The 12,728-nt window shown below is 48.0% G+C and carries 14 protein-coding genes; 13 read left to right on the top strand and 1 reads right to left on the bottom strand.

What is annotated here, in order from left to right; translation table 11 throughout:
• Positions 1 to 26 precede the first annotated feature (26 nt).
• The 9 genes from OEY58_02265 to OEY58_02225 all read left to right on the top strand — a co-directional run bounded on the left by OEY58_02265 (position 27) and on the right by OEY58_02225 (position 7,137).
• Entirely contained in the window at positions 27 to 617 is a 591-nt protein-coding gene (locus tag OEY58_02265; GenBank protein ID MDH5324265.1) for an SMI1/KNR4 family protein, read from the top strand.
• Positions 618 to 686: 69 nt separating this feature from the next.
• The gene (locus OEY58_02260; protein MDH5324264.1) at positions 687 to 1,436 is read left to right on the top strand and encodes a hypothetical protein; all 750 of its coding nucleotides are present in this window, start codon (positions 687 to 689) and stop codon (positions 1,434 to 1,436) included.
• Between the two features lie 85 nt (positions 1,437 to 1,521).
• On the top strand, positions 1,522 to 2,532 hold the full coding sequence (locus tag OEY58_02255) for an SPFH domain-containing protein (GenBank protein MDH5324263.1): 1,011 nt from the start codon (positions 1,522 to 1,524) through the stop codon (positions 2,530 to 2,532).
• 86 nt (positions 2,533 to 2,618) lie between these two features.
• Positions 2,619 to 3,242 carry a DUF4178 domain-containing protein gene (locus tag OEY58_02250; GenBank protein ID MDH5324262.1) on the top strand — a complete coding sequence of 208 codons (624 nt, stop codon included), beginning with the start codon at positions 2,619 to 2,621 and terminating at the stop codon, positions 3,240 to 3,242.
• Positions 3,239 to 4,513 (top strand): DUF4178 domain-containing protein, encoded by a 1,275-nt coding sequence (locus OEY58_02245; protein ID MDH5324261.1) that lies wholly within the window; start codon positions 3,239 to 3,241, stop codon positions 4,511 to 4,513. The genes OEY58_02250 and OEY58_02245 overlap by 4 nt, the downstream gene beginning before the upstream one ends.
• Complete coding sequence (locus tag OEY58_02240) at positions 4,503 to 4,667, top strand: hypothetical protein (protein ID MDH5324260.1); 165 nt, start codon at positions 4,503 to 4,505, stop codon at positions 4,665 to 4,667. The genes OEY58_02245 and OEY58_02240 overlap by 11 nt, the downstream gene beginning before the upstream one ends.
• A 72-nt stretch (positions 4,668 to 4,739) precedes the next feature.
• Positions 4,740 to 4,964 carry a DUF350 domain-containing protein gene (locus OEY58_02235; GenBank protein ID MDH5324259.1) on the top strand — a complete coding sequence of 75 codons (225 nt, stop codon included), beginning with the start codon at positions 4,740 to 4,742 and terminating at the stop codon, positions 4,962 to 4,964.
• 100 nt (positions 4,965 to 5,064) lie between these two features.
• Complete coding sequence (locus OEY58_02230) at positions 5,065 to 6,618, top strand: polyamine aminopropyltransferase (GenBank protein ID MDH5324258.1); 1,554 nt, start codon at positions 5,065 to 5,067, stop codon at positions 6,616 to 6,618.
• Between the two features lie 60 nt (positions 6,619 to 6,678).
• Complete coding sequence (locus tag OEY58_02225) at positions 6,679 to 7,137, top strand: hypothetical protein (protein ID MDH5324257.1); 459 nt, start codon at positions 6,679 to 6,681, stop codon at positions 7,135 to 7,137.
• 31 nt (positions 7,138 to 7,168) lie between these two features.
• Here OEY58_02225 and OEY58_02220 read toward each other — a convergent pair whose 3' ends face one another.
• Positions 7,169 to 7,867, bottom strand: a complete 699-nt coding sequence (locus OEY58_02220) for a GMP synthase (protein ID MDH5324256.1) — start codon at positions 7,865 to 7,867, stop codon at positions 7,169 to 7,171.
• A gap of 211 nt (positions 7,868 to 8,078) precedes the next feature.
• Between OEY58_02220 and OEY58_02215 the strand changes: the two genes are divergently transcribed.
• The 4 genes from OEY58_02215 to OEY58_02200 all read left to right on the top strand — a co-directional run bounded on the left by OEY58_02215 (position 8,079) and on the right by OEY58_02200 (position 12,699).
• Positions 8,079 to 9,446, top strand: a complete 1,368-nt coding sequence (locus OEY58_02215) for a glutamine synthetase (GenBank protein ID MDH5324255.1) — start codon at positions 8,079 to 8,081, stop codon at positions 9,444 to 9,446.
• Positions 9,447 to 9,506: 60 nt separating this feature from the next.
• A complete protein-coding gene (locus OEY58_02210; protein ID MDH5324254.1) occupies positions 9,507 to 10,907 on the top strand; it encodes an aldehyde dehydrogenase family protein in 1,401 nt (466 codons plus the stop codon).
• 95 nt (positions 10,908 to 11,002) lie between these two features.
• On the top strand, positions 11,003 to 12,187 hold the full coding sequence (locus OEY58_02205; protein MDH5324253.1) for an iron-containing alcohol dehydrogenase: 1,185 nt from the start codon (positions 11,003 to 11,005) through the stop codon (positions 12,185 to 12,187).
• Complete coding sequence (locus OEY58_02200; protein MDH5324252.1) at positions 12,187 to 12,699, top strand: hypothetical protein; 513 nt, start codon at positions 12,187 to 12,189, stop codon at positions 12,697 to 12,699. The genes OEY58_02205 and OEY58_02200 overlap by 1 nt, the downstream gene beginning before the upstream one ends.
• Positions 12,700 to 12,728 lie beyond the last annotated feature (29 nt).

Genomic DNA, 12,728 nt, shown 5'->3' with positions numbered 1-12,728 from the left:
ACACGAGCAACTACACGAGAGCCGCTATGAATAACAATCAGCTCCCTGATACTGAAAGTATTAAACAATATTTTGACTCCATCATTGGGTTTTGCAAAATCCATTACCCCAAAATTGCCTACAGTTTGCGAGCACCAGCTACCAGTTCCATGTTGGATGACCTGGAACGCTTGATTGGTGTGCGGCTGCCGATGCAATTTCGACAGTTATATCAATTGGCCAACGGACAGGCGGAAGATTGCGCCCTTTTCCCCGACGGATTTGAGTTGATGCCACTGGAGAATATACGCAAAACCTGGCTTATGCTGAAAAACATGTACGACAGTCACTACGAAATGCGGGTCGAAGGTGAGGACGATGGGCCAGTGCGTAGCATTTGGTGGCATCCGCGTTGGATTCCCTTTGCGTTTCAGGTGTCTGGTGATCATTACTGCTTGGATATGCATCCCGGCTATGAAGGTCAGGAAGGTCAGATCATCGAGTTTATCCATAATGACGAGCCTCGTCCTCTGCTGGGTGACAACCTGGCGGATTTTTTACGGCGCTATGACGAGGGTATACAATCCGGCAAGTTTCTGATGCATCCTGAGTGGGGGACCTTTGTGGCTAATATGTAGGCGGGCTCTGGTGTATTTCCTTTAAGACAATGTTATAGTGACTGCCGATTTTGAATCAGGAGGTTGCTTATGTTTTGGAGCTCCCGCCCCATATTAGATGAAGAAACGGTGTCGTGGCTGTTTGATATATACGCCTGGGCGCAGCACAACCTCAACGATTTGTTAAATCCTCGTCTTATCTTTCCGTCTAACGATTATTTTCCTGGGCAAGAAAATTCCCCCGATGCTATGGCGGCATTGATATTCTCCAAAGTGTCAGAGTACGCTGGGATGAACCATTGGCCGTTACAGCTTGTTCCCTTGCAGCAAATGGAAAATGCCCCGCCTCTGCAATGGGATGGGAACCTGAATAATCCCGATCTTGTCTTACCTGTGCCCTACAATCCCATACAGCTAACCAATCCACAAGCCTTGATCGCCTCACTTGCTCACGCCTTGGCAATGTATCAGGGCAGTCAGGCGAAGGAATTACCCCCCGGAGGTGAAGAAAATTGGCCTCACACGACAGAAGTGTTGGCAGTCTATATGGGTTTCGGCATTATGTTTGCTAATAGTGCTTTTAATGTCCGCGTGACATCTTGTGGCTCTTGCCAAGGTCCGTCCAATGACAGGGCGGCTTATTTGTCCCAATATGACATTACCTACGCCTTGGCCGTGTACAGTGTGTTGAACCAAATACACAGTAAGCAAGTGTTACATCATTTAAAAAGTGCTTTGCACAGTTTTTTTAAAAAAGCGGTAAAAGATGTGCTCCAGCGGCAGGAGCTGCAACAGCTGCAAAGGGACGCTACGGCACAAGAGTTGTTGCAGCGAACGTGAAACGGGAACTTAAACCGAAAATTTTTATCAAATCTTCGAAGTTCATTTGAATATCATGTAAATAGAAAAACCGGAGGGCCGGAAAATGGGTTTATTTGACAAAATAATGGGTGAATTTATTGACGTCATCGAGTGGACCGATGACGACTCGGACGAAACCCTGGTTTACCGATTTCCTACATACAACAAAGAAATTCAAATGGGCTCCTCTCTCATTGTGCGAGAGTCACAGGCTGCAGTGTTTGTTTATAAGGGCAAGATAGCGGATGTTTATGCTCCGGGTCACTATAAATTAACCACTGAAAGCATGCCGGTCATGTCTACGCTGCAACACTGGACTCACGGATTTAATACGCCTTTTAAATCCGAGGTCTATTTTTTCAATATGCGCCAGTTTACCGATGTGAAATGGGGCACTCCAAATCCCATTACCTTGCGTGATCCCGAATTCGGGATGTTACGCATTCGCGCTTTTGGAAATTACTCCATGCGCGTAGATGACCCGGTGAAGCTGATGAAAGATGTCAGTGGTACGGACCAAGAATTCAAGGTCTCGGAAATTGAGGATCAACTAAGAGCCGCGATTATTAGCGGTTTTACCGACTTTATTGCGGAATCCAAAATTCCTTTTTTGGATTACGCCGCTAATCTTAACGAGTTTTCTACAGCACTAAAGCCGGCTGTACAACCGGTTTTCAAAGATTTCGGGCTGAGCTTGGAGAAATTTTTTGTTATCAACGTGTCTGTGCCGCCGGAGGTGGAAAAAGTACTGGATCAACGCGCGGGTATGGTTGCCGTAGGTAATTTGGATGACTACACTAAATTTCAGGCGGCCAATTCCATTTCCGATTTCGCCAAATCCGGTGGTGACGGGGGCAGTTTGGCCGGGGCTGGTGTGGGTGCCGGTGTGGGTATGGCAGTGGGAACGGCGATGGCCGGAGCTCTCACCGGGCAACAGCCGCAAGGCGGAGCGCAAGGAACGGCACAAGGAGCACCGCAAGCACCGAAGATTATGATCCGTTGTATGGAATGCAACCACATTAATGAAGAAACTTCCAAATTTTGTTCCGAGTGTGGTAATAAGCTGGCAAAATAAGCTGTGCGTAGAAGCAAGGGTGATCATTGTGGTGGACTAAGCCACTAAGCCTCTAAGCCGCCCAACCCATTAAGGATAAAAACATAATGGCATTGAACTGCCCGGTTTGCGGAGCACCGGCACCCGAACAAATGCAATTTGCCAAACTGCTGGTGTGTTCCAGTTGTAAAACTTCGTTGTTTCTGGAAGACAATGCCGTGAAACACGCCGGCGTGAAGTCTGTCGTCATTGAGCAACCCAGTCTGTTCAGCGTGGGCCAAACCTATCGTTACCGTTCCATGACTTTTGAAACCTATGGACGGGTTCAGTTCGACTATGGCGGTGGTTATTGGGACGAATGGTGGGTGGTCAATTCCCGCGGTGTAGGTATGTGGGTGAGTGTGGACGAAGGCGACATCGCCATTGAATCCCCCATGACACTCAAATCACCGGTTCCATCCTGTGATAGTTTGGAAGTGGGTGCAAGCATCAATCTGGATGCGCAGAATTTGCTGGTGACGGAAAAGAACAGTTGTAAATGCGTCGCTTTGGAAGGGCAGTTACCTGAGGTGATTTTTCCGGGAGACGAACACGACTATGCCCATTTGTCCGGACATAATGGCGTGCTATTCACGCTGGAATGTTTTGGTGATGACTCTTTGTTGTTTAAAGGTAGTTGGATTGACCCCTTTGATATTAAACCGCTCGGATATGATGGGGTTAACCGGTGAGCTTATCCACTCGAGCGTCGAAAAACCTCAAATCCATCAACTGCACGCAATGCGGTGCCCCTCTGGAATTGCACGGTGGCCACCGGGTTGAGTCCATTTCCTGCGGTTACTGCGGTAGTGTATTGGATGCTAAAGACGAATATAAAGTTCTGAAACAATACACCGCGCAAAAAGCGCCTTTGTTGATTCCTTTGGGGTCCACTGGAAAAATCAAAGGGGTGAAGTTTACGGTTATTGGGGTGATTAAGTACAGCTCACACGATTCCATCTGGTATGAGTATTCTATTTTTTCCCCTACTCACGGTTACGCCTGGATTGAGGTGGATGGTGGGCATTTTATCTTCTCTCGTCGTGTCCGCGATTTACCCAACAAAAGAATCTCATCGGCCGAAAAATCTACCTTTAGTGCAAAACATATGACTTTTAAGGTGTTTGAAAGCTATACGGCAAAAATCGACTATGTGGAAGGCGAGCTCACTTGGGTGGCAAATAGAGGGGATAAAGTTCAACTCATAGACGCCATTTGTCCGCCGTATATATATACACAGGAGAAAAAGGATAAAGAGCTGGAATACTCCCTGGGGGAATACATGCCCGCCGAGGAGATTTATACCGCTTTTAAACTCAAAGGGAAACCGGAAAAACCCTCTGAAATCCACGGTGCCCAACCCCATATCGCCGGTTCTCTCAGCACGGGTTTATCTGCGGCAGCCAAGATTTTTTTACCCGTAAATATTGTCTTCTTGTTACTGGTTTTGATGCTTGGAAGTGGCAATGTATTGGTAAATTCAGTCTTGACCAGTGAGGACTATCTGGCAGGTGAAAAAACCATTCCTTTCAATGTGAATGATTCAGGTAAACTGCTGTCAGTGGAATTGAATATTCCGCTGGACAATGCCTGGGCCTGGTTTGATATCCAGGTACTCAACCAGGGTGTGCCGTTGTTTTCTATGAACAAACAGGTGTCTTATTATTCCGGGTATGAAGGCGGGGAGCACTGGAGTGAAGGGTCTCGCAGTGCCAGTGCTTATTTCAAAGTCCCACAGGCCGGTCAGTATGAGTTGAATGTTTTTGGGGAAGGGGGGACAGGCGAGACCGGTGCCGTCGCGCAACCCCGAAACCTGGCAGTGACGGTGCGTGAGGGTATTATTGTGTCCCGTTATTTTATCATTACCTCCGTTTTGCTGTTGTTGTCTTTAGTTGCATTACCCCTCAGTCGCGGGCATTTTGAGGCTAAGCGGTGGGGGGATTACGAGGACGATGATGACTAAATTCCTCATGGCTATGTTTTTTAGTTTGACCGCCGGGGCTGCCTATATGACTCTGTATGATGTCAATGTGATGGAGCCCTCCATCGAAAAGCACAGCGTACGACAGGGTAGTACTCATCGCGGTGTACGTGGCGGCTTTGGTGGTGGTAAATAAAAATTCATTCAAAACATTGGTTTTGATAGATTTGACATAGGTTCTATTATTTATTTTGCGAAGGAGCAAATAATGGACACATTAATCAGCGAGTTGCATTTTGCACCCATTGTGTCGACGGTAGTGTACAGTCTGATCGGCATTTTAATTTTCGGTCTGGCGTTTTTGGTATTTGACAAGCTGACTCCCTATTCCATTCATAAAGAAATTGGTGAGGATCACAATGTGGCCTTGGGCGTGATAATTGGCTCCATGATGATTGCATTGTCTATCATCATTGCCGCAGCGATAAAATAAGCCTGCTGTATACCGGATTTGACGTAATACGACTGCATCAGTTGTTCAAGAGAGCAGTTCAAAATTCGGTGGTAAATAATGCAGGAAATAGGGTGGTGATATGGGTATAACGGCAAAAGTGGATGACAGGGCCAACACGGCTTTATTGTTTGCCACCTTTGTTATTGCTGTGTGCGGATTGATATATGAATTGTTGGCTGGAACCGTGTCCAGCTATTTATTGGGCGACTCAGTTTATCAATTTTCGATTGTTATTGGCTTGTTTATGGCGGCGATGGGGGTGGGGTCTTATTTGTCTCGCTTCGTGACTGCGTCACTGGCCGAAACTTTTATCACTTTGCAAATCGTTATTGGTCTTATTGGTGGATTCAGTGCGTTTGCTCTGTTTTATGCATTTACCTACGTCAACAATTATCAATTGATCTTGTTTTTGATTTCCGTTTCCATCGGTGCTTTGGTGGGATGCGAAATTCCCATCGTGATTCGCCTGCTTAAAGAATATCAGGTGTTGCGGCTTAATGTGTCCAATGTGTTGACTGCAGACTACCTGGGCGCCTTAGCCGCATCGCTGTTATTTCCGATCATACTGGTGCCACAGTTAGGAATCTTTCGCAGTGCTTTGTTGTTCGGTTGTTTAAATGTATTTGTCTCCGGCTTGGGTCTGTATACGTTCAGGGATTCCCTTAAGGGGATGCATAAGTTATCACTCGGTGTAGTGGCTGCCGCCTTGCTACTGGGGGTGGGTTTTTATTTTGTGAAGGACATTACCGGTTTTTTTCAATCACGACTGTATACAGGTGAAATTATATTTTCCAAAACCACATCCTATCAGGATATCGTGGTGACTCGTGATGGAGACGTGTTCAGTCTATTTATTAATGGGAATTTGCAGTTTAACAGTCTGGATGAGTACCGCTATCACGAGTCCTTAGTACACCCGGTGATGTCTCTGGCCCGGCGCCATAACGAGGTGTTGGTGCTGGGAGGGGGAGACGGTTTGGCGGTGCGGGAATTGTTGAAATATTCGGATGTGGATCGTATCACCTTGGTGGATTTGGACCCGGAAATCACTCGCCTGTTTCGGGATAACCCCATGCTGTATCGCCTTAACCAACAAGCCTTGCGTGATCCCAAAGTACATATCGTCAATCAAGATGCCTGGAAATATGTGGAACAAAGCCGCGAGTTTTTTGATGTAGTCATTATCGATCTTCCTGATCCCAGCCAGCTGAGCCTAAGCAAATTGTATTCACGAAGTTTTTACAAACTATTGGCCAATCGTTTAGGGGCTGGTGGTCATATGGTAACCCAAGCCACTTCTCCCATGTACGCCAGGGACGCTTTTTGGTGTATAAACAAAACCTTACAGGAAACTCCCTCATCGGTATCTCTTAATACTCAGCTTAGCACCCTGCCTTATCATGCCTACGTGCCCAGTTTCGGGGAGTGGGGTTTTGTGATTGCCTCTACACTCCCGCCCAGAGCGTCCGATATTAGCATTAATGTAGAAACGAAATTTTTGGATGCGGCTACGTTGACTTCAATGGTGATTTTTCCACCGGACATGACAGAGACTGATGTGCAAATCAATACCATCGATTCGCATAAGCTGGCAGCATACTATGCCGCCGGTTGGAAACGGTGGTTTCATTAGCGGTGGTTTTATAAATCTTTTAATAATCAACGTAATGGAATAGGTTGACGGGGAAGCGGTATGGGTGACATAAAAACCGATGTGAGTGTTTTGGAAAGTCATGTATTTGGCGTAGCATCTCGCGCACTGGAACAATTTCGCGAGTTTTTACCCTTTGCTGCCGGCTTGACCCACGAGCGGCAAATTGTGCTCATTGAGTACCAGGGGGAAGAAGAATTTCCCGATCCCCACGATGTGGTGAATTACTTAACTAAGAAACTGCAATTTGGTGCCGGCTCAGGAAAATACGTTGCGACGGCTATGGTGTTTGATAGTCGCGCGGTACCACCCGGCGGTAATCATAAAATGGAAACCATCGCCATAAATCTGGATCATTGTCAGCGCTATTCTATGGTCAGGTTGACGCCTTATCAACTGCGGTCGGGAAAACTGGGATTTGGGCCTACGTTCAATCAAGAAGGCAGTTACTTGATTTTCCCGTTGCGGGACAAAAAAAGCAAATCGGCCAAATCGGCTTAAGTTCGCCGTAACTTACATATATTCCACAACCTCAGTTTCTCAGAAAGTTGCTGATCCATTGGCTTAACAATTGATCATGGGCCTCCCGGTTCAAAGATTCTATCCCTTGTGCGTAAACCGATGGCCCCAGTTTATCCTGTCGATGTTGCATCATAGTACGTCCGTATTCTTTGCTGAACTCCGGGTGACCTTGCAGACACAGAAAAGTATCCATGAGATACATAAAGTGAGGGCAAAAGTCACTGCGCGCCAACAATTGGGCACCTTTTGGCAATTGCACCACTTGGTCTTTGTGAGACACCACCAGGTTGAAGCTATCTTGTGACGGCTGCATCCAGGTGCAGGTTTGCACCACTCGGTTTTGCGCCACCCCCACGCCCCAGCCCTGGTTAGCCTCCTGGGTTTTACCCCCAAACAATTCCGCGACCAATTGATGACCAAAGCAAATAGCCACCAGTTTCACTTGTTGTTCATGTAGACGGTGGATAAAGCCGCTAAACTTCTCCATCCAGGGTAGGGGATCGTAAACACTGTCTTTACTACCGGTGGTGATATATGCAGAACATTCCTGAGGTTGCGGATACCGGCCTTGTACCACGTCATAGGTGTGAAACTGTAAACTTGGGTCTGATTGTTGCAATAGCCTCACAATCATATCCGGGTAATCGCCGAAACGGTCTTGATATTGAGGCAACACAGAATCAAATTGCAATATGCCGATTTTAGTCATGGACTTTACTCGTGGCTATTTTGGTTTGCGACTATGGTTATTAGCTATGGTTATTAGCTATGGTTATTAAAAGTTGAATAAAAAACGGCCAGTCGACGTGCCGGTAAATCCAATGCGTCATCATAACACTATACGCCGGTCGGGATGGATTCAACTAAACTAACAATAGCAACTGGAAAAATGGCAATAGAAAAATTATAGAGGACTGCCTATGGATGCCAGAGACGTACGCACCGCAGATGACGCACGCCAGATTGTTATGGATCGTAAGTTAACCCATGTCAAAGTTGGTATTTTTGATATGGATGGCATCATGCGGGGCAAATATATGTCGCGTGACAAATTCTTCTCCGCACTGGACCACGGTTTTGGGTTTTGTGATGTGATATTGGGGTGGGACTCCAAAGACCAATTGTACGACAATGTCAGCTATACCGGATGGCACACCGGCTATCCTGATGCGCCCACACGCCTGTTACCCCACACCTGTCGCAATCTGGTATATGAAGACAATCAGCTGTTGTTTATGGCGGAATTTGCTGCAGAAGCGGAACAGATTTGTCCTCGGGCAGTATTGCGCCGTGTGGTACAGCAGTGTGAAGAGATGGGGTTTCACGCTCAAGCGGCGTTTGAGTATGAGTTCTTTGTGTTTAACGAGACACGGCAAAGTATCCGTGAGAAAAACTATCATCAGTTGCAACCCATGGCCCCGGGCTATTTTGGGTATTCCGTGTTACGAAACTCTGTGGATAGTGATGTGTACCAAAGCTTATTAGATATGTGCGAGGGGATGGATTTTCCGCTGGAAGGCTTGCACGAAGAAACCGGCCCGGGAGTGCTGGAGGCAGCCATTGCCGTAGACTCGGCGGTACAGGCGGCGGATAAGGCTGCGTTGTTTAAAACTTTTGCAAAAGTGGCGGCGCAGCGAATGGGTAAAATGATTACCTTCATGGCTAAGTGGTCTGCGGACTGGCCGGGGCAAAGTGGTCATATTCATGTGTCACTCAAAGATTCAAAGGGGCAGTCTGTGTTTTACGACGCATCCCAGAACTATTGCATGAGTGAGACCATGCGCTATTTTCTCGGAGGTCAACAGCAGTTGATGCCGGAGCTGTTAGCCATGATCGCTCCCACGGTGAACTCCTATACTCGTTTGGTTCCCGGTTTCTGGGCACCCACAGCGGCGAGTTGGGGAGTGGAAAACCGTACCTGCGCCCTGCGAGTCATTCCCGGAAATGAGAAATCCCAGCGGGTGGAATATCGAGTGGCTGCTTCTGATGCCAATCCCTACCTGGCTTTAGCTGCCGCTTTAGCTTCAGGTTTGTGGGGCATAAAAAACCGCATCGAACCGCAGGCAGCCGTGGTGGGTAACGCTTACGACGTGTCCTTTCCGGAACAACTGCAGCTTCCCAGTACCCTGTGGGATTCGGCACAACGCTTGCGTGCTTCGGATGCGGCCAACGACATGTTCGGCGCAAACTTTGTGGATCATTTTGCCGCCAGTCGTGATTGGGAGGAGCGAGAGTTCCGCAAGCACATCACAGACTGGGAGTTGGAACGCTATTTTGAAATTATCTAGCCATACACTCTACACGATTCATGTATTAACTCTCATGCATTCTGGATATGAGCTTCCACTATGACCACTAAACAGTCTCTACAAGTGATTTCCCCTGTGGATGGTAGTGTCTATATACATCGGGAATATTTTAATCAACACCAAATTGAACAGGCCTTGAATAACGGCTGCCAAGCGCAGACTCAATGGGCTGCGACCCCGATTGAGCAGCGGGCAACCTTGTGTCTAAAAGCCGTGGATTGGATGTTACAACATGCTCAAGACATTGCTGAAGAAATCACTTGGCAAATGGGGCGACCACTTCAATATACACCGGGTGAGTTAAAGGGATTTGCCGAACGAGCGCGCACCATGGTGGAGATTGCGCCAAACAAGCTGCAAGATATTACTGTTGAACAATCTCCTGATTTCCAACGATTGATTCAGCGTCGGCCTCTGGGGTTGGTATTTGCCGTGGTACCGTGGAACTACCCTTTACTCACAGCTGTGAATGCCCTGATTCCCGCATTGATGGCGGGTAACACCATGATCATGAAAGCTTCATCACAAACACCATTGTGCGGTGAACGGTTGCAAGAGGCGCTGAATCAAGCGGGAGTTCCCGAAGGGGTGTTTCAATCCGTGTTGTTAACTCACGGGGACACAGAAGCTTTGGTTAAGCACCCGAAAGTGGATTTTCTTGTGTTTACCGGCTCGGTGGCGGGAGGTCAAAGTCTGCATCAAGCTTTGGGCGAGCGCTTTATCGGTAGCACCATGGAACTGGGGGGTAAAGACCCGGCCTACGTGCGCGCCGATGCAGATTTGGAATTTACCGTTGCCAATCTGGTGGACGGTGCTTTTTTTAACTCAGGGCAATCCTGTTGTGGCATCGAGCGTATATACGTACACCAAGAACTGTATGAGGAATTTACTCAGCGTTTTGTGGCCTTGGTTAAACAATATCGCCTGGGCAATCCCCTGTTGCCAGAGACCACTTTGGGTCCGGTGGTCAACGCCAGGGCGGTTCAAAGAGTCCAAACGCATATTCAACAAGCCTTACAACAGGGGGCGCAGGCCTGTATTGCGCCGGAAGACTTCCCTACAGATCAACCGTCGGGGCTGTATATGCCACCCCAGGTGTTAGTCAACGTAAATCACGCTATGGACGTGATGCGGGAAGAGACTTTTGGGCCGGTAGTGGGAATTATGCCGGTAAATTCGGACGCACAAGCGGTGGAGTTGATGAATGACTCCCACTATGGGTTGACCGCATCCGTCTGGACCCAAGACGATGCTGCTGCTTTTACATTGGGGCAGCAGGTCCATACCGGCACCTGGTTTATGAACCGTTGTGATTACCTGGATCCGGCATTGAGTTGGACCGGTTGTAAAATGTCAGGGACAGGTTGTTCATTATCAGAAATTGCCTATGAACACCTAAGCCGTCCCAAATCATTTCATTTGCGCAAAAAAATCTCTTAGCTCTTAAATATTATCAATAACGATTGCGTAAGAGTTAATACACAATACTTAATATTTCAATGAGTGGCGGCCACGGTCCCCAAAGGTTAGAGAAAATGAATCTGGAAGAGCTCATAAAATCCGTAACAGGAAATTGGAACTATCCGACCAAAATTTGGTTTGGTCCGGGGCGTATTCAGGATTTACCCCAAGCTTGTCAATTACTGGGCATGAGCGCGCCGCTAATAGTGACCGATAAGGGTTTGGCGGGACTGCCATTTGTGGCTGGGGCCGGTACTGCGCTAAAACAGGCCGGGCTGAGCGTGGCGGTCTTTAGTGAGGTTCGGCCCAATCCTACCGAGGCAAATATATCCGATGGCGTAGTGGCGTATCACCGGGGTAAGCATGATGGCGTCATAGCCCTTGGCGGCGGAAGCAGCTTGGATGCGGGTAAGGCCATTGCTCTTATGGTAGGGCAAACAGACTCCATTTGGGCCTACGAAGACGTGGGTGATAACTGGTCTCGGGTGAATGTTGCTGCCATGGCGCCGGTGGTAGCCATACCCACCACGGCCGGTACCGGATCGGAAGTGGGGCGCGCATCCGTCATCAATGACGTAAACACACAGCTGAAAAAAATAATATTTCACCCCCATATGATGCCGGGAATTGTCATCGCCGATCCTGAATTGACCCTGGGGCTCAGCCCTGAGGTTACTGCCGCCACCGGTATGGATGCGTTATCTCACAATCTAGAAGCGCTGTGCGCTCCCGGCTATCATCCCCTGGCCGATGGCATAGCGTTGGAAGCCATACGACTCATCGACCTGAATCTTGTGCGGGTGGTTTCCCACCCGGATCATTTGCAAGCTCGTAGCCATATGCTGTGTGCTTCCTTGATGGGAGCCACGGCGTTTCAGAAAGGTCTGGGCGGTATGCATGCATTGGCTCATCCCCTAGGGGCGATGTACGACGCTCACCACGGCCTGTTAAACGCCATACTCATGCCCTATGTATTGGCTCATAATAGAGACTATATTAGCGGTGCCATGGTACGCATGGCCCATGTTTTGGGTTTGCAGAATCAATCAGTAGAGGGCGTCATCGATTGGGTTCTGGCCTTACGTCAGGAAATTGGGATTCCCCACACACTAACCGGCATTGGGGTCGAGTCGGGGGAAATAACCAAAATAGCAGCGAAAGCAGTAGCGGATCCTTCATCGGCGGGTAATCCCAAACCAATGGATGCGGAGCAGTACGGCCAAATTTTGGAACATGCATTGGGCGGTTCGCTGTCATAATGCCGTTGAAACTATATCTATTTATTGGTTTGTGCCTGATTCCCGCGTGGCTTGGCGCCGGAGAACCACCGCGGGGTTTGGAGCTGCAGCTCACTTCTTTGGGTAGCTCCAGCGTCCAAGTCCAGGTGCAAAACAATGGTAATGAGTCGCAATATCTGTTGAACCTATTTGATGTGCCGTACCACATGTTGGTATTTAAGATTGAAAATGAAAAAGGTGAAAAAGTAAAGTTTCGCGGTTCTTTGGTCAAAGCAAAATTATTAATAGAAAATGTTATCTATGTCAGTCCCAGAGGATTCTTCGGAAGACGAATGGACTTGCGTGATCTAAAGCCGTCCTTTGTCAAAGAGGGAGAAAAATACAAGGCGTATTATGATTTGGTGCCGGGTAAGTACATGGCAAAGGCGGTATACGACACGCGAGGGATGAAAAACCAATTTGAAGGAATAAAACTTTGGGACGGCCGGTTGGTATCCAATGAGATCCAGTTTACTGTTTCTGCCGGTAACTAAACTAAACCCGTCAGTCGCAATTACGTGGT

Source organism: Gammaproteobacteria bacterium, from assembly GCA_029882975.1.
Taxonomy (GTDB): Bacteria; Pseudomonadota; Gammaproteobacteria; order SZUA-152; family SZUA-152; genus JAJDNG01.
The sequence above is the reverse complement of the archived record's forward strand: the minus strand, read 5'-3'. Positions and strand labels throughout refer to the sequence as shown.

What these genes read in the sequence shown, in the direction of transcription:
- OEY58_02265 (MDH5324265.1), top strand. Translation starts at nt 27, where the DNA reads ATGAATAACAATCAGCTCCCTGATACTGAAAGTATTAAACAATATTTT.
- OEY58_02260 (MDH5324264.1), top strand. Translation starts at nt 687, where the DNA reads ATGTTTTGGAGCTCCCGCCCCATATTAGATGAAGAAACGGTGTCGTGG.
- OEY58_02255 (MDH5324263.1), top strand. Translation starts at nt 1,522, where the DNA reads ATGGGTTTATTTGACAAAATAATGGGTGAATTTATTGACGTCATCGAG.
- OEY58_02250 (MDH5324262.1), top strand. Translation starts at nt 2,619, where the DNA reads ATGGCATTGAACTGCCCGGTTTGCGGAGCACCGGCACCCGAACAAATG.
- OEY58_02240 (MDH5324260.1), top strand. Translation starts at nt 4,503, where the DNA reads ATGATGACTAAATTCCTCATGGCTATGTTTTTTAGTTTGACCGCCGGG.
- OEY58_02235 (MDH5324259.1), top strand. Translation starts at nt 4,740, where the DNA reads ATGGACACATTAATCAGCGAGTTGCATTTTGCACCCATTGTGTCGACG.
- OEY58_02230 (MDH5324258.1), top strand. Translation starts at nt 5,065, where the DNA reads ATGGGTATAACGGCAAAAGTGGATGACAGGGCCAACACGGCTTTATTG.
- OEY58_02225 (MDH5324257.1), top strand. Translation starts at nt 6,679, where the DNA reads ATGGGTGACATAAAAACCGATGTGAGTGTTTTGGAAAGTCATGTATTT.
- OEY58_02220 (MDH5324256.1), bottom strand. Translation starts at nt 7,867, where the DNA reads ATGACTAAAATCGGCATATTGCAATTTGATTCTGTGTTGCCTCAATAT.
- OEY58_02215 (MDH5324255.1), top strand. Translation starts at nt 8,079, where the DNA reads ATGGATGCCAGAGACGTACGCACCGCAGATGACGCACGCCAGATTGTT.
- OEY58_02210 (MDH5324254.1), top strand. Translation starts at nt 9,507, where the DNA reads ATGACCACTAAACAGTCTCTACAAGTGATTTCCCCTGTGGATGGTAGT.
- OEY58_02205 (MDH5324253.1), top strand. Translation starts at nt 11,003, where the DNA reads ATGAATCTGGAAGAGCTCATAAAATCCGTAACAGGAAATTGGAACTAT.
- OEY58_02200 (MDH5324252.1), top strand. Translation starts at nt 12,187, where the DNA reads ATGCCGTTGAAACTATATCTATTTATTGGTTTGTGCCTGATTCCCGCG.